This window comes from Candidatus Woesearchaeota archaeon, assembly GCA_003694805.1.
In the GTDB taxonomy this organism is placed as follows: domain Archaea; phylum Nanobdellota; class Nanobdellia; order Woesearchaeales; family J110; genus J110.
The window spans coordinates 1-18,377 of sequence record RFJU01000131.1 but is presented as its reverse complement, the minus strand read 5'-3'; the positions used below and the strand labels follow the sequence as shown (position 1 = coordinate 18,377).

Sequence of the window (18,377 nt, the reverse complement as noted above, 5' to 3'; positions counted from 1 at the left end):
AACAACCAAGGAATGCGCTCATCATTTATAAATTTTTCCCTGTTGATTTCAATTCAACACACGGCAAAGGGGGTTGGGGGGGGGGAGAAAACAACGGGAACGAACGGGAACGACGAAAAAACAACCAGGCACGAGGCCTGATCTCACACCCAGCTCACACCCAATATTTTTTAAACTTTTAACAAACCCGTTCAAGCAGTATGCAACGAAGGCGTATTAATAAGAGCAAATACCTCGTCTCCCTCCTTCTTACCATCGCCATATTTGTTATTGGCATTTTCATCGGTAATACCTTCGCCGAACAAAAACTATCCCACGTAGAAGAGCTTGAACGAGACTTGCGCCTCGACGTCCTCGGCATAGAAATCCAATACGCAATCTTTGCAGAAGATCCCTGCCAAGCCATAGAAACCGGGGAGCTCACGGACGAACTCTACGACGTTTCCCAAAAACTGACCTTTATGGAAAACCAACTCGGAAAAGACAACAAAGAAGTTGTCAGCCTCAAAAACTACTACTCCCTCCTCCAAGCCCGCCACTGGCTCTTAATGCAACGCTCACAAAGACAATGCAACAATAACCTCACCCTCATAATCTACTTTTACAGCAACAAGGGAGACTGCCCCTCCTGCGAACAACAAGGAGTCATCCTCACCTACATCAGAAGAAAATACCCCTTCGTGAGAACCTACCCTTACGACATAAACATGGAAAACCCGGTAACCAGGGCCATCAAGCAAATCTACCACGTTACCACGGCCCCCACGGTCATCATCGACGGCGAAGTCTACCCGCACTTCCTCACCACAACAGAAATAGAATCTATTCTCGCCCAAAAACTCAAACAAAAAAACGCACTCGAGCAGAACAAAACAAATCCTAACAACAATGCAAAACCGCAACTCACCCAAACCAATCAAACTCGCTCAAACCAAAACCAGCACCCGCCAAGCCCGAACTGAAACCGCCTTTTGCTGGCACACGCTTTCAAGAAACACCCTTCTTGTTTTCCTTTTTCTTGGCGTAGTAACCCTTCGAGTCGCCATAGCAAGCACAATGCAGCTCCCCCAATGGAGCGAAGCACTCACCATCGCCTACGGCAAATACATCCTCAGCAACGGCACAGCAGGATTTGGCGTATGGACCCAGCCACTCCTCCTCCCCCTCGCCATCGGCCTTCTCTGGAAACTTCACGTCGACCCGGTCACCGCCACCAACCTGCTTACTGCAACCGCCGTCGGCACATCAACTCTGCTCTTCTACCTTTTCTTGCGCAAATTCCATCGAAGCACAGCAGCCAACATAGGCGCGCTCATCTTAGCAACTGCTCCAGCAACCCTCGCTCATACGAATTTCGGACTGCCTGAAGCAGTAGCAACCAGCTTTCTCATCCTCGCCCTCTACGCAGCGAGCAACAAGCAAAAACTCCTCCTTGCCCTCGCCATAGCGCTCTCCCTCGCAACAACACTCAAAACAGCCCCCTTCTTCCTTGCAGCAGCCCTCTGGCAAGGATATCCTCTCGTTGCGATGCACACGACCAAAAAAGAAAAACGCGACGCTGCGAAACATCTTCTCATCCTCATAACCCTCAGCACCCTTGCCATCGCCCCGCCTCTCATCACAACCATCAATTACGCGCAAAACCCTCTCCAAACCCTCTTCACAACCACCTTTCAAACAAGCTCAGGAACAACATGCCAAACAGACCCCTTCTCCAACCTCGCCTTCTTCACTTCAACCCTCTTCCTCCAAATCCCCCTCGCAGCGTTCCTTCTTATCGGCATCGCGATCGCACCAAAGAAGAGAACCAGCGCCTCAACCTTAGCCCTTACCATGACCGCGGCGGGCGCCGCAACACTCCTGTTCACCTGCCAACACATAGAAAACACAGCCCTTCTCCTTCCCTTTTTCATTTTCTTTCACCTCGAAGGGTGGAAACTCGTGGCACTCTTTCTTGAGCGAACAAAAAAACCAACGGATGTAGCGTGGATGCTCCTCGCCACGCTCCAACTTTGCTGGATATTACTTTTTTTGAACGCCACGCTCTATGCCTCACAACCAAACACGCAAGGCGTTTTTGCCAAGGAATGGTTCGCCAACCTTCCCAACGGCTTGGGCATAACAACAACGCCTTACCCTGCAAGCTTTACCAATAATAAAATGATACCTCTGTTTCTCCCCGCTTCCACGCCACATGCAAAACAACAATGTGCCAACGCGACATGGCTCATAGAAAGCACATGTGATAAGAACGCCCTCCAACACAACGCATCCCGCTGGCATGCACACTGCGAAGAAGTGGTTCCGCACTGGCCGAGCGAGGAAAATGGATATCAAAACGAATATCAGGGGGTTCGAACACTCAATTTGCACGAGTGCAAACACACACTATACATCAAAGCCAAGTAACACTAACCACTACAACGCCGCCAGCGACGCTCCCTCACGATACGAAACAATAACAACGACGCAAAATAACAACGACGCAACCATGAAAAATCACATGTCAAAAAAAAGCAACCCGACACTAAAAGCCCTCACCGCCCTGCTAATGCTCTCCGCGCTTGCCACAGCAATACACGCCCAAGCACTCCAAGAAGGTGTGCTCCCAACACAACAAGCGGCAAGAACAAACCAAGCAAGCAGATTCACAGCAACAAACACGTTTACAAACACCGTTGTTCCAATACTTCTTGAGGAAATCACCGAAAAAAACAATCCTCACCCGCCGCCCCGCCCAACCGCGCCCAGGCCCTATACCTACACCACATTCCTCTACAACCTCCAAACAAACAAATCAACCTACTTGAAAGGACTTGCCGATGAACCAGGCATAGACCCTGCCGAGCGGTACTACGTGGCAGGAAAAATACTCAACAGCCCAACCTTGCTTTGCAAAGCAGCGAGGCAATACGAACAAAGAACCCCTCAAACCCCCCTTGAAAACGCTTTCATCCAAGAAACCCTCGCAGAGCTCAACTGCGACAACCAGCGAAACACCCACCTGCTTCGAGCAGCAGCTTCCTGGCAACAACTAGGCGTTCAGTGGAGGGCAGACATAATCAAAGCGCTTGCAAACAACACCCCTCCCAATCTCACATTCAAACCTGCAACGATCAACCCAGACACAACTGCGCTAGCACAGCAACTTGCTGGAGCAACGAGCATACTTATCGGCGATGACAGCATCCTTGTCACGAAAAACGACCGAATCATGAGCCAAGCAGACAGGACCGTCCGCGACTGGCTGAGCTATCGCGTCTACAATCCATTCAACACGTCACGATGGGCAGAGCCCCTCACCACCTTTTCAGAACGGCTTGTGTACAACACAACAGACCTCCGGCCAGACATCGGCTGGCACGAAGGCGCACGAATCAAGGAAATAATCCACCTCTCTGATGCAACGTTCATCCCCGCCCTCACAGCTCTCGCCGCCCGCAAAAACGGCACGTGGTACGCTTCAGATGAGAAAGGCAGGTTCTCCTTCCCCATACCTGAAGACAAACTTACCTACCCCACAGTCAGGTTTCTCACTCAAGACCTGGCAGTCATTGTAGACACGCACGGCATCAACATGCTCGTTTCGGAAGCGTTCAGGAACAACGCGAGCCTCGTTTACGCCGACTGCGACCACCCAGGAAAAATAGCTGCTGCAAACTATCTCGAAAAAGCAGGCATTCGCGTAGCCTGCACCGTAGACCGATTCACGTATCTCCTCTTGGGCCACAAAACCAAAATCATAGGAAACCCGCCTATCACTGCAACACCGGCAGGAGCACTCCTCGGCTCAAGACCGCTTACCCTGCACCAAAATGAAACAATCATTGTCATGAACGCAACAACCTTCTACTACGACACGCCAACAAAGTACTTCACCACATTAGAAAAAAGCTTTCCCCTCAAAACACAGTATGTAACCATCACTGCGCCGGGCCAGACAAGCAAGCTCGTTCTCGCAGCAAAAAAATACAATGCCAGTTCAATAGCAGGAAGAATCTTCCACCAAAGCGACTACGCCCCCCTCGTCGCGTGGCTTGACGAGAACCCGAGGCACAAACTTATCTTGTTTCACACGTACCCTTACCCGTACGGAAAACTCCTTGCAGATTCGTACCCGCGCCAAACCACGTTTGACGACCCCACACCCGAGCCAGCCTCGCCCGACACGAAACGGCACTAGCCCTCTCTGTGTCAAAGCAATTAAAAAGAGAAAAAAGTATTTAGCGCTTCTTCACAGAGAGAACATCTCCCAACGTCAAGGGCTCGCTACTCGTCGCAGCCGCGTTGAAAGCGGTGATGTCGCTCGACGTCTCCACAAGCCGAATTTTCAAGAAACGCTCAAGCTTTCGTGCCAGAACAATGCTCGGCTCAAAACTACCGTTCTCAATTTTGTGAAGCAAACTCTCCTTTATGGCCAAGCGCCTTGCCAACTCTTCTTGCTTCAACCCCAAACGTTCCCTCGCCTGCTTCACAAGCAACCCTGCTCCAGATACAACGACCTCCTCGCTCTCACCCGAATCCGGATGTTCCACATAGGAAGCAGTCGCCCTTCTCCTTATAGGCCTCGTACTCTGCGGAGCCTCTCCACCCCTCTCTTTCCCAACTTCTTTAGATACGACGGTGGCAACAACCTCCCCCAACGAACTGCAAGCGTCACACACGCTCAGCTCAACACCCTCAACAACAGCCCTAACCAACGCCTTATCGGCACCACACAAGTCGCAATTCATGAGATCCCCTCCTCTTGGTTTTCCCAACGAGCAATATCAGAACGAGTCTTCTCCAACAACTGAAGCGTAGACTGCAACTCCTCCAACTCCTTAACCTCCTGAGTTCTTAATTGAGCAATCTGCTCGGCCAGGTATGCTGCCTCCTGCGGATCGCTCGTTTTCGCAACCTGTTTTTGCAAGTCAACAATATCCTTGCCAATCGCAAGCAACGTTTTTCTAGAAGACGCCAACGCTTCTTCCAATTCGACTTCCTCCTCTCTCAACGAACGCAGTCGCTCCTCACGCTCTTCCTTAGCCTTCAGCAACGACACCTCCTGCTCAAGCTGAACAATCTCGCTCGTGTACTCCTCTTTTTTCTTGCGAAGCTCATCCATTCGCCTATACAACATGTTCTTCTCAGCTTGCGAGATAGAGGCATTCAAGAGCGGCCCGTAATAAATGCTGTTAAGCTCCCTGAGCACCCGCAACCGCTCATCGTACAAGCGCTTGAGCAAACTCTCCTTTGCAGCAACACTATTAGCCGAGGCGTCTTGTTGGAATAAACGCTCCAATGAAGAATCATTTTTCACAACCAACGGCTCATCGGCAGGGACCGGTGCAATTTCTCTGTGCGTCACCTGTTTTTCACAAGCGCCTGCCAGCAAGAGAAGAAGCAAGGCAAGCACAAGCGCGACCACCTCTCGCATATAAACCAGAATAGTCTCAACAAGTATTTATATGTTTTGCATTTTCAAGAACGCCCCTCAAAAGAGTGGCCCGCTGGGCGAGCCAGCTCCTGAGCGAGAAGAAATAAACAAAGAAAAACAAAGAAAGATCCGTGCCTGACCGCGTTTCACGGCCGCTTTTCCCACAACAACAACCAAAGCTCCTGCTTCCCTGACCACACCTGAACTTCCGCTCTCAAAGCAAAACCTCTCGCCTGAGCATGTTTTTTTAAGTGATCAGGAGCGCTGGTCACAACACACACCCTGCCTTTCGATGAGAGTGCGTAGCGCGCCTGATGAAACAACTCATTGTACAACACTTCAATTTTACTTTCCGGCAGCAGTCTACTCGCACGAGGAGGGCACGTGGCAATAACATCAACACCGCCCTCGTCGAACTTCAAGTCAATCCACTCAACATCCACTTTAGAAATGGCAATGCGCTTTTGCACACCAGCAATCTTCGCGTTCTTTCTCGCAGCAGAAACACTGGAGAGCCGGCTATCGAACCCGAAGATGCAAGGATCTTTGGCATCCTCCTCCTTCTTGTCAACAGCGTCCAACAAGGATTGCACCACCTCCTTGGAAGCTCGCCTGCAACCCTTCACAAACAAGTCTTTTTGATACCTCCTCGGCGACCTTCCACTCAGGCGCAACGCTGCTTCAATGCATAACGTTCCAGCACCGCAAAAGGGGTCGAGGAAGACCTCGCCCTCCTTCACTTCAGCGAGCTCTAAAACCCCCGAAGCTAAAGACCCTTTCAACCAATCACTACCCAAAAAAACGCGGTACGCCCGCTTGGACAAATCAACCTTGACGACGTCAACACCAAGCACTGCCTCACCATCACAAATCCACAAGAAAAGAAGGACGTCAGGGTTTGACAACGAAACGTTCACGCCCCGGAGTTCCTTCTTCACCGCGCCCCCAACGATCTCCTGCGCCTCCATCGTCCCAAAACGGTACAACCCAAAGCGCTCGCATCGCACAGCAAACGTTTCGCCATCCTTCACCAACGCTTTCAACACCTTCCACTCAATATTCTTCACCACGCTATGAACGCCTTCGCGCACACTTCCTCTTCCAACGACAAGGAGCACCCTCCTCGCGAGGAGTGAACGATATGCAAACAAGACCGCCTCCTCAGCGGACTGAACACGGAAAAAAACCATGCCTTTCTTCACAACAGGGTCGCCTCCCACGAGGCGCTCAACCTCTTGACAAGCAAGGCGTTCCAGGCCAGGGTCCGTAACAACACAAGCATCCATACAACGAAAGAATCCGCAAGGAATTTATAAATGCCCAGGTTTTTTCTCTCTTCCAACGGCCCATGCAAAAAAAACCAAAACCGGAAAAAAAGGAAGCCCTGCCTCACATCCCGCTCAAAACGAGGCGCCAACTCCACAAAAAAATCCTCACGTGGTACGCCCGCAACGCCCGAGACCTGCCTTGGCGCAAGACGAAAGACCCCTACGCGATTCTTGTATCAGAATTCATGCTCCAACAAACACAAGTCGAACGCGTCAAACCGTATTATCTCGCATGGCTCTCGCAATGGCCCACCATCACCTGCCTTTCTCGAGAACGCCCCGCAAACGTTCTTCGAGCCTGGTCCGGTCTCGGATACAACGCGCGTGCCCTGCGCCTCCTCCAAACGGCAAAGCGAATCGTTCAAGAACACAATAACAAAATACCCCACAACAAAGAAGACCTCCAACGCCTCCCAGGGATAGGCGCCTACACTGCCAGTGCAATCCTTGCCTTCGCATACAACAAGCCAGAACCGGTAATAGACACGAACATCAGGCGCGTACTCATCCACGAATGCAGTCTTCCACACACCATCTCAGCCCAAGACCTCGCAACCGTTGCCAAGCAACTCATCCCGAAAGGACGATCACGCGACTGGCATAATGCGCTCATGGACTATGGCGCAACCGTCCTCACCAGCAAGACAACAAACATACCCCCCACAACGAAGCAACCCTCTTTTGAAGGATCCACCCGCCAAGCACGCGGAGCGATCATCAGACACCTCCTCAGCAAAGGCGCCGTTAAACTCTCCAGGGAAGGATTTGAAACAACAAGCAAAGAACTCGCCAAGCAACTCCAAATCGCTCCAGAACGCGTAGCAGCCGCTCTTGAAAGCCTACACAACGACGGCATTATTGTTTTCCGCAAGAACCAAATCACCCTCCCGGACTAAGCATGGGAAGCACAAAACAAAAACCAAAAGACAGCAAGGAGCAAGAAGAACCCTCTCAACCACTCATAACCTATTCATCAATCTTCTTCCCTTCATTCCACTTCTCAAGAACGAGCTTTTCCACAAAATCAAACAACTTTCTCTGCAAATAATAATAATTTGTGATAATATCAATATTAATAATTTCCTCGTGCTGGTCCACAATACACGTCATCGTCACGTGCCGACGGTACTCGCGCTCTCGCTTCGGGTTTTCATCTTTCCGAATCTTTCTGAGCAAAAAATACAAGCCAATATTATCCTTAACCACTTCTTCAGGAAAGAGCGCCTTCACTTTCTCGGCGCGCTCCAACTTCCCGACAGGCTCTTGATCAAGCAACTTACACTCAATGGCGTACCGCAACAAAGCACGAATCATACACTCGTACGCATCAACCATTCTATTAATAATATTCATGAGGACATCGCACGTCCTCGTGTGCTTCAAACTCACAAAGATTTGATGATCAACGCGCTTGAGCTCTTCTTTCGCATCAACTAAGGACTCCATCATGTTCTTCTACAACCCTCTCAACTTCCTTTATGAAACCCTTCGCGGACGACAAGTGCTTCTTTAACTCGCCAACACTCAACGTCCTCAAAGCATACGTCGAAGAGCAAATAACCACTTTCCCCTTCCTCGCAAACTCGACAGGGCTCTTCTTTCGCTCCTCCACCAAGCTCTTCAGCGACTGGATGAATCGCAAATGTTCGCTTTCCAGGCCCACTCTCTTGCCAACGCGCAGCCGGAGCACCGCCAGCCGACCCTCAAAACTACTCGGGACGGCAGGGATTCGCTTGTAGTAGCGCTCAAACCGGAGTAGTGCAGAAACGGCGTGGTCAACTGCCCTGAACAAATTGTCAACAACAGCGAGGAGGAGCTTTGTTTCCTTTAACAAAGGGAAGGTGACGGCAAGCATGTGATCCGCCAAGCGCAGCTGCTTTTTTGCAGACGCGAGCTCTTCCTGGAAGTCCTCCATTACTAAGAGGATGCAGGAGCGAATATAAATATCTTATGGTCGGCGCGAGCCTTACTCGACGAGAACAAATTACATCCGGGCCAGCATCATCGGCAAGTCACGAGCGCGCTTCATCTCGCATTCCTATACGCATTCCTATACTTTCTCCACGCGCGCTCAACGTCCTCGCCACGCTTCCCCTTTCTCCTTGCCAAGCGCTTAAACTCTTCTTCGCTCAGCATCGGCGGCTGCCTCCTCCTCCGAATCGTTTCTAAAACGCCCAAGCCTACAAGAAAGACGGCAAACGCTAGCGGCGGAACCCAGAACAGCCAAGGACGCCGAACCACTCGCCTTGCAACAACGACTCCTTGCACCTGCTCAATACAAGACTGGCTCACCAAGAACGGAACGTATAACGAAGCTGATTCTCTTCCACTCACGTCCCCAAAAGAAATGCTATGCAAGCTGGGTTGGCGGACAGCCTGGACATTCCCTTCCTCAAAGACGATGCCGGGCAAGCCCTGCGTAACACAAGGAGGAAGCCGGACAAGCGCGTACGTGTCCAAGAGTTTTCTTCCCTTTTGCGGGATGAGGGAAAACACCAACCTCGTCCCCCTCGTCCCTCTTCGCTCCTCTTCTCGCGCCAAGAACAAGCGATACTCGCCCAGCAACGCGACAGCACGGCTTGCAAGGACTTCCTCTTGAACCTGTTTATTCTCCTTCACAAAAAAAACGACATGGTTAACTCTTCTCGGATCCAAGAGCAAAGGATCGACACGAACTTCACCATACCCCTCAAAGAAAGGCAACACCACTTCAAAAGGCCGCTCCCTCCTCGTGAGGACGCCTCCATGAATGGCCTGCGGACCCGGAACGAGCTCTTCAGGCCCGTCAATCACGACAGTCACGTTGTACAAGGGAAACGCAAAGCGAGACTTCACCACGCCGACGAACTGGCTTCCTGCCTCTTCCACCCACGTCTTCAACTCTGCTGCAGCAACAACTTCACGAAACAAGGAAGCAAGCTCCTCGTGCAAATCTTCATTGATAGGGACGCGAGCTTCGCACGTGGCGGCGCACGAACCTTTCCGCAAGCAGTACTCGCCAGCGCCGCAGTCACTATCCCTCCTACACGCGACCGAACACGCGCGTTCCTGAACACAAAAACCGTCCTGGCAGAACGAACCAGGATCACACACGACCCCGCAACCCCCGCAGTTTCTTCCGTCTTCCTGGATGTTAACACACGCATCGCCACATCTCCGAAGCCCTTGAGGACAAGGCGCCCCGCAATCGGCATCACTGGCGCAATCAGGGTCTTTGCAGTCAGCCAAGCCGTCGCAATCATTATCGAAATTATCGGCGCAGAACTCGTACTCAAGACACCCACACCCGTCATCAATAACGCCGTTACAATCATCATCAACAAGGTTTCCGCATGTTTCGGAAGCGGCACACTGCAAAGACTCGCCACACCCCTCATCAACAACTCCATCACAATCATTATCCAACCCATCAAAGCAAACATCCACCAAGGCAGGCTTCTTCTCGCCCCGACAAGCACTAAAACTGCCTCCCAAGCAAACCCTCGTTCCCTGCCTGCACTCCCCAACACTCAAGCCACAAGGAACAACCTCTCCTTCCACACAAGAACCTGTGCTGCCATTGCTTGATTCATTGCTCTCGATTTCCACGTCTGCCTCGTGACAAACACCATCAAGCCCACAAATCCCCCAACCAGCACCTTGACCAAGGAAGCACGCTCTCCCAGCAGCAATAGAAGCGACGCAAGCCGCTGAAGAAGCATCGCAAACAACATCCGTGCACGGGCCACGGTCAGAACACGTCTTCTGCTCACAACTACACCCGAACGCATCAACAACCTGCCCTGACCGAGTCTCCCAACAACGATCCTCACGGTCAAGAACGCCGTCCCCGTCGGCATCCTCGTCGCACACGTCCCCAACGCCATCCTCGTCAAAATCTTGCTGGCGCGGATTGAACAAGACGACACAATTATCCTCCTCATCCAGTATCGTGTCCTTATCCCTATCAAAAATAGGAAGGTAGCGGTCCTCCTCAGAACTGCACACCCCGAACTCGTCGCAAGCCCCCGCAAACCCTTTCCTCGTGACGCATGGCGTACCCACCGGCGCCTTCACGTACGCATTACACACGCCCTTACCACACACCCCGTTCGAACACCACCGCTCCGCGTTCTCATACGAGCGGCACCCGTTGTCAAGCACGCTGCAATCTTCAAAGCCACACTCGACGCCTTCAGGAAGGTTTACACACGCCGGACCGCTCTCGGTACACAGCAGTTCTTGGCACGTAGGATTGCACGGGAGGGGAGGGCACCCTGCACAAAATGTTCCAAACGTGAAGGGACATTTGTCAACAGCATCGCTCACGCCGTCAAAATCGCTGTCCACATAACTCCCGCCCGCTCCGTTCCCGGCAGCAATCGAGAAGACAGTCCCAGCGACAACGGCCAGGGCTACAAACAAGGCGATAGTACCATTATGACCCGTAAGTCCCACCTCTTCTTTTCCTGCTGCAAAGACAGAAGTGTATAAAAAACTATTGGGAATTTGGGAAACCGGCTTGTGAAAGGGAAAAAAGCGTTCTCGACCGGCCTCCTCTCAGCCTTTTTTGTCTTCTTTGAGCTTTAGGATGCTCTCCGCCAAGTCCCCTTTCGTTTCTTCAAGAACCCGCTTCGCTGTTTCCTCGCTGCAACCAGTCTGTTCAACAACCGTCGCAATATCCTCATCAGAAATGTCTGGTGTCGTATCAAGGGAACGCTCAACAACCTCCCCCACGACCTGGTAGGTGACCTGCCCCATCATCACAACTTTTGAGACCTGAGGGTTCGTAATAACAATCTCGCGATCAGAACAACGAATAAGCACTTCCTCAGCGTCTTCAACCACTTCTTGTTGGATGCCCATGCGTTTCATCGCTTGGCGCATCATCCGAGGATCCATTCCAGGCATCATAGCAACTCAAAGCTCCAGGCGAGAATGCTGGCAATTGCGAACGTAAAGGGGGAGGGTTGGCACGCTCACGGCCCAGCACCGATTGGCCAGAGCACGTGCAGACTGATCACAATAAGCACGACAATGATGCACAAAACCATCACGTGTTCCGGCTTGAGCTCGTAGCGTGATTTAATCTCATCAAAATACCGCGTAATGCCAGCCCCGGAACTGGGCATCGCAATTTTATCCTTTCTCGCCATGCCTTCAAAGAAAGCAAGCGTTATTTAAAAAAGTTCTCTTCACGGGGGAAGGAGAAATAGTGTTTTTCACCGTTCGAAGGGGTCGTGCACCTCCCGCGTCCTGCGCGGGGGCAATCTCGACGTCTAAGGTTCATCGCGCTCGGGCTTGACGTAGCAAAGGATGTCAGGCTGCAGACTCCTCGCGTGCGGTCGAAGCTCTTGGCGCGTTACTTCATACCTCTCAACGCGGCCAAGCGAACTCTCTTTCGAAGCTGGCGAAGCGAGAGAAATCGTGGCGACTTTTTCACCGGGTTGGGGGACGTCCTTCCAAAGTAAGGTTTCTGTCGCGACGATTGTTTCTAATCTTCCACCTCCCTGCTCGCTCTCTTCTTCCATGATAAATGCCACGAAGAAGTACGGCTCTCGAATATAGATGAGCTCCTCCTTGCCTTCATCGCCCGCACGCATTACTCGCTCCTTACCCCACACTTCCAAAAACGGTGGCTTTTCGCTTCTCTCAACACTGCTTTTTTGATAGGCGCCGGAAGAATGATTAGCGTGATTAGTGAGGGGGTGGTAATTAATGCTCTCTGGCGGGACCTTCTCTCCTATTGAGAACGTTTTCTTGAATGTCCCAACCTCAAACTCCAGGCCGCGGTGATCGTCCTTGAAAATAACTCTCGAGATCATGGCGGTTTGTTCCTCTTCTTCGGAAGCACAAGCTTGTTTCCTCTGTACGACCTCTTCCTTGCCAAGTCTTCGTGAAGTAGGTGAAGTGGTGTGATGCTGGTAAGCCGCCTTTTGTACGGCCCAAACCGCGCGCCTTGATGCCGTGCGGCGATGGCCGTTGTCCACATTCAACTAAGCGTCTCGAAGGACTTGCACCCGTGAGGGCTCGCCGTTTCAACCGTTCCTGTGCCGACGTCAGCGGGTTAGCTCAGCATCGTCACCGATGCCTTCGCACGCATCATTCCCTTAAGCACAGGGGGTTTCGTTTCTGAGCGGTTGCCGCGCCTCTCGACGCCCGCGCTTTCGCACGGTCACGTTTTGTCGGTGGGCGGACTTTCCTCAGCACCCTCCCTTGTGAAGGAAGGGAACCGACGGTGGACTGCAGCATCACACCAAGCAAGGGGAAGAACTACCTAAGTATTTAAATAAAATTATTTTCTATATGGCAACATATTTCGTGGGAGGGCGGGTGCTTCTCAAGGGCTGTCCAACAAACCTCAAAAACCAACAATACGAAAAATAAACAAGAACATGAACGAGCAACGCGCCCTTCCCACTAGTCTCGCTTAGGCGCTTCAAACTCCAAACACAACCTGTCAGGACCGCTCAAGACCACAGAAAGCGTTGCCACCGCCAAACCAAAATCCCGCACACCAATATCCGTCAACCCAATACTTACCGTAATACCCAACAAGTGAACCCCGAGCAAGAACGCAGCCAACCTCGTCCGCCACCCAACCAACAAAAGCAAACCAAAGAACACTTCAAACAAACCATTCAAGTACACCAACGCGACAGGCCTCAACGGCAAAAACGCGGCAAAACCAGGCAGGAAACCCGCGTACACCTGCGGCGACTTTAACTGCACCAAGCTAAAATACAAAAAAACCAACGAGACACCGCCCCTCACGAGCGTCAAGCCAAGCCAACGAAAACGATTCAGCCAAGACTCAACCAGCACACCAAAACGCCCCACCCAAGCAACAACTCCCACAACAATCACCTTCTCCGTTCAATCATCAACCTCTAAAAACCGTCCTGAACGATCGTATTTCACCTTCACCTCTTCACCACATTTCAAAACAACGTTAAACCCCCAGTCCTCGCGCTCCACTTTCTTGAAATTACAAGAAGGAAACCGACGAAGCGCATCCTCTACGACGCAATCCTCAACACTCCCGCAATCATCGCCCCCGCTTGGCGACTCCTGAGATGACGAACTAGGAGCCGAGCTGGAAGAGGAGCGAGAAGACGAGCCAGCAGCACCCCCAACTGGCGCCGACCCGCCAACAGTACATAAGAAAAAATCATCGAGCAACGCCCTCGCAGCGGCGCTATGCTTATGCGGACCAGCACTTCCATCATACAAACGAGACGCGTCCAAGCCACACCCCTTCAAAAGGTTCTTATCCCCTCCAGGATGCTTCCTAAAAAACGCCGTAATGTCATACACCTTACCGTCAATGATCATCCAACAATCGTCCTTGGAAGCATGCAACGAAACCTCCTCCTCAGTACACGAAACATCACTCGCAACACTACCAGAAACGCCCCCGCTTGAAACATCAGCAGAAGGCGCTTTTACGTTCTCAACCTCTTTCACTTCCTCATCCTGCCTGTCAGGAACCGCGACGTTCAAACCACTCCCTCCCGCTTCTCCTGCTTTAGAACTGCCGCCCCCACTCGCAGCGCCACGTTCACTCTGACCATCACTCGCAACATCCCCGACACGCCCTATAAAGTACTTCGCAAGAAGCTCGTACGCAAAGGCAGAATGATCCTTTCCTTTACCACCCTTTGTCACAAAGGCATCAGACGCGTCCTCACCACAACGAGTCACGATCTCCCCCGCACCCCCAGGATGCTCCGAAATAAAGCCTGTCACGTCATACACGCTACCATCAATGATCATCCAGCAATCCTCCTGCGAATCATGAAGAGAAACAACCTCTGCAGAGAGCACCTCCCCACCAACACCACTCCCTCCTGCAACACGGGTTCCGACCTGCGCCTCAACAACATCGCTGCTCCCAACGACAGGACTGTTGTCCTGCTTCAACAAACCGCCCTCAGGAAAAAACACCACCGCCAACAACCCAACAACCACCGCGACAACCCAAACAACGAGACCACTACGAGACAAGAAAACCACCCCTGAACGACAATGAAAACATTTTTTGCAAAGAAAGAAAACCTCTGTTTTTTAAATATTTCCTTCTTTTTGCAAACACACAACCAACCCCGAACCTCATTAAAAACCCATTAAAACACTCAAGAACCAAACACAGCATTTATAACTCACAATAACCCAACACTCACCAAAAAACCAACGATGAACAAAAAAAACACAAAGCCAGACAACCCAACAACAAGCACGCCACTCACACTCACCGCTATGGACCTCTTCTTTCTCGCCAAAGAACTCAACACGACACTCACCGGAGGAAAAATCGACAAAATCTACCAAAAAGGAACAACAATTTTCTACTTCACCATCCACGTCCCCAACAAAGGAAGACACAACCTCTACCTCGACCTCCCCCACGCCCTCTTCCTCACCCACCAAAAACCCGCCTTTCCACAAACACCCCCGGGCTACTGCATCTTCCTGCGCAAACACCTCCGCCAAGCACGCATCACCGCAATACAACAAGAAGGATTCGAACGCATCCTCACCATAACGCTCCAACGAACAGGAGAAACCAAACACCTCCACATCGAACTCATCCCCCCCGGCAACCTCATCCACACCAGAGCAGACGGCACCATCATCAGCCCCCTCCACACGCACACCTTCAAAGACAGAACCATACGCGGAGGAAGCCCCTACACCCCGCCCCCGCAAGCAACCAACCCCCTCACCCTCACTCTTCAAGAACTCTCCAACATCATCACAACAACTAAGAACGAGAGCATCGTCAAAATACTCGCGACCAAACTCTCTCTGGGCGGCAAGTGGGCCGAAGAACTCTGCCAACGAGCAAACATAGACAAGAACAAAACAACCATCACCGAAGCCGACGCCAAAAAAATCCACGAACAACTCAGCACCATCGCCACAGAAAAACCACAACCACACATCAGCGACCAAGGCCCAACACCCATCCCCTTCACAACACACACCAACCAAACCGCAACAACAACGTTCAGCGAAGCAATCGAAAAGACCCTCATGCCAACCATCCTCCAAAACGAAGCCAACAAAAAACACGAAGAACACAACCACAAACAAACAAAAATCAACCGCATCATCACCGAACAAGAAAAACACCTCCGCGGCCTAGAAAAAAGTGCAGAACAAAACCAAAAAAAAGGAGAACTCATCTACCAACACTACCAAGAACTCCAAACCATCCTTGACACTATTAACAACCTCAAAAACACCAAAGGATGGGAAGCCGCCAAGAACTACGCCAAAAAACACCCCCGCATCATCGTCATAGACGAGCACAAAGGCACACTCACCATCGACCTCCCCAATGCATAAAGCACTCTTCCTCAAACGATACGAACAACTCGGCCACGCCTTCAACCCAGAAACAACAACACCCCGACCAGCCATTCGCATCAACACCCTCAAAACAACGCCCCAACAACTCACAACCCGCCTCAAACGCAAAGGTGCACGCCTAACACGCATACCCTGGCTCAAACATGGCTACTGGTATTCTGCCCCGTTCTCCCTCGGAGCGACACCCGAATACCTCCAAGGCTACTACTACCTCCAAGGAGCCGCCTCCCAACTCGCAGCAGAAATCCTCAACCCCGCACCCAACACCTCCGTCATCGACATGGCAGCAGCACCCGGAAGCAAGAGCACCCACCTCGCCCAAATCATGCAAAACACGGGTGTCCTCACCTGCCTTGACATCAAAACCAAACGCCTCACCACCCTCCGCAACAATCTCGAACGCTGTGGCGTCACCAACGCCATCACCTACAGAAAAGACGCCCGATTCGCAACAGACCTAGGAAAAACCTACCACTCCATCCTCCTCGACGCTCCCTGCAGTGGGAACTGGCCAGCAGACAAAACCTGGCCGGAAAACAAAACCATCGACACCTTCAAACACCTCGCAAAAACCCAACGCGAACTCCTCAAAGCAGCATGGCACTGCCTCAAACCCGGAGGCACCCTGCTCTACAGCACCTGCAGCCTTGAACCAGAAGAAAACGAACTCGTCATCAACTGGTTCCTCAACAAATACCCAACAGCCACCCTCGAACCCATCAACACACCAATAGGCGACCACGGCCTCACAACGATCTTCGGCCACACGCTCAACCCCCTCCTCGCCCGAACCAAACGCCTCTGGCCAGACAAAACCGGAACCGAAGGATTCTTCTACGCAAAAATAAAAAAACCCACAAAACCATAAAACACACAACGATGAACAACCAAGAAAAAAACACGCCAAAAGCAACCCAAAACAGCACCGCCTTCGTCTCCCTCTTCATCATCATACTCGCAACAACTGTCCTCATCACCCTCGGCAAAGACACAGGACTCGCCACCGCACCACCCCAACCAGCCACCACGCCCGCCCAACAACCAACATTCCTCCTCTACACGGGCGCAATAACCCTGCTCATCCTCACCCTCCTCGTCATCATTTACCTCACCCTCCCCCACAAACACGACATAGAACTCATCCCCCAACCAGGACAAGAACTCCTCACAACACTACACGACAACAACGAAAACAAAGAAGAAACCAAGCCAACACCACTCCAAGCATATATCGCCCGAGAACTCGCACGCGGAGCACCCCTCGACGCCATAGCATCACACCTCCTCGCAGCAGGGTGGCCCCCACAAACCATCCGATACGAAATCAACCAAGCCGCAAAGCACTACACCAACATGAGCAACATACCCCCTCCACGCCACCTTTCCAAACTCACCCGAAAGCTTTCCGCAAAAAAAGGCAAAACACCTATCTAGCAAACAACCCCCACTCGTTCTACAACCAACCGAGGTGAAAACACAATGGCCTTAACTAAGAAAAAAGAAAACCAACTACGAAAAATGCCCCTCATAGAAACACAACTACGCAAATCAAAGGACGGCAAGTACCTCATCCACAGAACAAGCATCACACACATACGCCCCATCACGTACTACCAAGCCATCCTCGACAACCAAGAAACTCTCGACATCGACGACATCAACATCCAACCAGGAACAGACCTCCTCACCTAAAAAAAAGACAAGAACAACAAAAAAGCACCCCGCTCTCTTTTCTTTCTTTTTTTCAACTCAACCAACACCTTCTCAAGCAAACACTCAACAAGAAAAAAAGGTGGACAGCGAATCGGGTTTCCCGCGCAAAAACGCAGTACACCCCGATACGTCGGCCAGTTTAACTTCCGTGTTCGAAATGGGAACGGGTGGAACCTGGCCACTTTGGCCGTCCGAGCGGAGGCAATCTCTTATGATTTTTAAGCTTTTTCATTTAATTTAAAATGTGATTCTCTTTTTTTATTTCTTCTAACAATTCTCGTTTGCTACAAACTGCAGTGCCGCTTTTTCGAATAACAACAGATGCGGCGCACGAAGCTAACTCAGCAGCATCTCTTAAAGGCAAGTTACATGTGAGGCCTAGAGCAATAAATGCAGAAACTGTGTCTCCCGCACCACTAACGTCAAAGACCTCTTTTGCTTTTGTAGGAATATGGAAAAAATTGTTTTTTTCAAACACGCTCATCCCTTCCTTGCCTTGAGTGATTACAACGTCACTTTTTGTAATTTTTTGGAGCTTAGAACCAACTTCCTTAATGCAATCT

20 protein-coding genes, 1 rRNA gene and 1 other RNA gene are annotated in these 18,377 nt (G+C 51.3%); 9 read left to right on the top strand and 13 right to left on the bottom strand.

Going from position 1 to position 18,377, the window contains the following annotated elements:
* Positions 1-200: 200 nt before the first annotated feature.
* The 3 genes from D6783_04735 (at position 201) to D6783_04725 (ending at position 4,183) form a co-directional block, all read left to right on the top strand.
* Positions 201-962, top strand: coding sequence for a hypothetical protein (locus D6783_04735; protein ID RME52401.1), 762 nt, complete (start codon positions 201-203; stop codon positions 960-962).
* A complete protein-coding gene (locus tag D6783_04730; GenBank protein ID RME52400.1) occupies positions 889-2,409 on the top strand; it encodes a hypothetical protein in 1,521 nt (506 codons plus the stop codon). The genes D6783_04735 and D6783_04730 overlap by 74 nt, the downstream gene beginning before the upstream one ends.
* A 142-nt stretch (positions 2,410-2,551) precedes the next feature.
* Positions 2,552-4,183 (top strand): hypothetical protein, encoded by a 1,632-nt coding sequence (locus tag D6783_04725; protein ID RME52399.1) that lies wholly within the window; start codon positions 2,552-2,554, stop codon positions 4,181-4,183.
* Between the two features lie 40 nt (positions 4,184-4,223).
* On the opposite strand, the gene D6783_04720 is transcribed toward D6783_04725, so the two are convergent.
* The 3 genes from D6783_04720 to D6783_04710 all read right to left on the bottom strand — a co-directional run bounded on the left by D6783_04720 (position 4,224) and on the right by D6783_04710 (position 6,705).
* Positions 4,224-4,733, bottom strand: coding sequence for a TIGR00270 family protein (locus D6783_04720; GenBank protein RME52398.1), 510 nt, complete (start codon positions 4,731-4,733; stop codon positions 4,224-4,226).
* Positions 4,730-5,419 (bottom strand): hypothetical protein, encoded by a 690-nt coding sequence (locus tag D6783_04715; protein RME52397.1) that lies wholly within the window; start codon positions 5,417-5,419, stop codon positions 4,730-4,732. Before D6783_04715 ends, D6783_04720 begins: the two co-directional genes overlap by 4 nt.
* A 146-nt stretch (positions 5,420-5,565) precedes the next feature.
* Positions 5,566-6,705: a hypothetical protein gene (locus D6783_04710; protein ID RME52396.1), complete on the bottom strand. Its 1,140-nt coding sequence runs from the start codon at positions 6,703-6,705 to the stop codon at positions 5,566-5,568.
* 62 nt (positions 6,706-6,767) lie between these two features.
* Here D6783_04710 and D6783_04705 point away from each other — a divergent pair, with 62 nt between their 5' ends.
* Positions 6,768-7,643 (top strand): Fe-S cluster assembly protein HesB, encoded by an 876-nt coding sequence (locus D6783_04705; GenBank protein RME52395.1) that lies wholly within the window; start codon positions 6,768-6,770, stop codon positions 7,641-7,643.
* Between the two features lie 70 nt (positions 7,644-7,713).
* On the opposite strand, the gene D6783_04700 is transcribed toward D6783_04705, so the two are convergent.
* The 8 genes from D6783_04700 to D6783_04665 form a co-directional block, all read right to left on the bottom strand.
* Positions 7,714-8,193, bottom strand: coding sequence for a hypothetical protein (locus tag D6783_04700; GenBank protein ID RME52394.1), 480 nt, complete (start codon positions 8,191-8,193; stop codon positions 7,714-7,716).
* The gene (locus D6783_04695) at positions 8,177-8,662 is read right to left on the bottom strand and encodes a hypothetical protein (protein RME52393.1); all 486 of its coding nucleotides are present in this window, start codon (positions 8,660-8,662) and stop codon (positions 8,177-8,179) included. Before D6783_04695 ends, D6783_04700 begins: the two co-directional genes overlap by 17 nt.
* A 110-nt stretch (positions 8,663-8,772) precedes the next feature.
* On the bottom strand, positions 8,773-11,235 hold the full coding sequence (locus D6783_04690; protein RME52392.1) for a hypothetical protein: 2,463 nt from the start codon (positions 11,233-11,235) through the stop codon (positions 8,773-8,775).
* A gap of 51 nt (positions 11,236-11,286) precedes the next feature.
* Positions 11,287-11,640 (bottom strand): nascent polypeptide-associated complex protein, encoded by a 354-nt coding sequence (locus D6783_04685; GenBank protein ID RME52391.1) that lies wholly within the window; start codon positions 11,638-11,640, stop codon positions 11,287-11,289.
* A 65-nt stretch (positions 11,641-11,705) separates the two neighbouring features.
* On the bottom strand, positions 11,706-11,882 hold the full coding sequence (locus D6783_04680; GenBank protein RME52390.1) for a preprotein translocase subunit Sec61beta: 177 nt from the start codon (positions 11,880-11,882) through the stop codon (positions 11,706-11,708).
* Positions 11,883-12,641: 759 nt separating this feature from the next.
* Positions 12,642-12,981: RNase P RNA component (rnpB, locus tag D6783_04675), an RNA gene on the bottom strand.
* Between the two features lie 165 nt (positions 12,982-13,146).
* Positions 13,147-13,593, bottom strand: coding sequence for a DoxX family protein (locus D6783_04670; protein ID RME52389.1), 447 nt, complete (start codon positions 13,591-13,593; stop codon positions 13,147-13,149).
* A 9-nt stretch (positions 13,594-13,602) separates the two neighbouring features.
* Positions 13,603-14,502, bottom strand: coding sequence for a hypothetical protein (locus tag D6783_04665; GenBank protein RME52388.1), 900 nt, complete (start codon positions 14,500-14,502; stop codon positions 13,603-13,605).
* A 21-nt stretch (positions 14,503-14,523) separates the two neighbouring features.
* On the opposite strand from D6783_04665, the gene D6783_04660 reads away from it, so the two are divergent.
* The 5 genes from D6783_04660 (at position 14,524) to D6783_04640 (ending at position 17,793) form a co-directional block, all read left to right on the top strand.
* Positions 14,524-14,748 (top strand): hypothetical protein, encoded by a 225-nt coding sequence (locus D6783_04660; protein ID RME52387.1) that lies wholly within the window; start codon positions 14,524-14,526, stop codon positions 14,746-14,748.
* A gap of 174 nt (positions 14,749-14,922) precedes the next feature.
* Complete coding sequence (locus D6783_04655; GenBank protein RME52386.1) at positions 14,923-16,077, top strand: hypothetical protein; 1,155 nt, start codon at positions 14,923-14,925, stop codon at positions 16,075-16,077.
* Positions 16,070-16,969, top strand: coding sequence for an RsmB/NOP family class I SAM-dependent RNA methyltransferase (locus D6783_04650; GenBank protein RME52385.1), 900 nt, complete (start codon positions 16,070-16,072; stop codon positions 16,967-16,969). The genes D6783_04655 and D6783_04650 overlap by 8 nt, the downstream gene beginning before the upstream one ends.
* 11 nt (positions 16,970-16,980) lie before the next feature.
* The gene (locus tag D6783_04645) at positions 16,981-17,535 is read left to right on the top strand and encodes a hypothetical protein (GenBank protein ID RME52384.1); all 555 of its coding nucleotides are present in this window, start codon (positions 16,981-16,983) and stop codon (positions 17,533-17,535) included.
* Positions 17,536-17,580: 45 nt separating this feature from the next.
* Positions 17,581-17,793 carry a hypothetical protein gene (locus tag D6783_04640; protein ID RME52383.1) on the top strand — a complete coding sequence of 71 codons (213 nt, stop codon included), beginning with the start codon at positions 17,581-17,583 and terminating at the stop codon, positions 17,791-17,793.
* 99 nt (positions 17,794-17,892) lie between these two features.
* Here the strand turns inward: D6783_04640 and rrf are convergent.
* Positions 17,893-18,009: ribosomal RNA gene (rrf, locus tag D6783_04635) — 5S ribosomal RNA — on the bottom strand.
* Between the two features lie 37 nt (positions 18,010-18,046).
* A partial coding sequence (locus D6783_04630) for a D-glycero-beta-D-manno-heptose-7-phosphate kinase (GenBank protein RME52382.1) occupies positions 18,047-18,377 on the bottom strand: 331 nt, incomplete at its 5' end.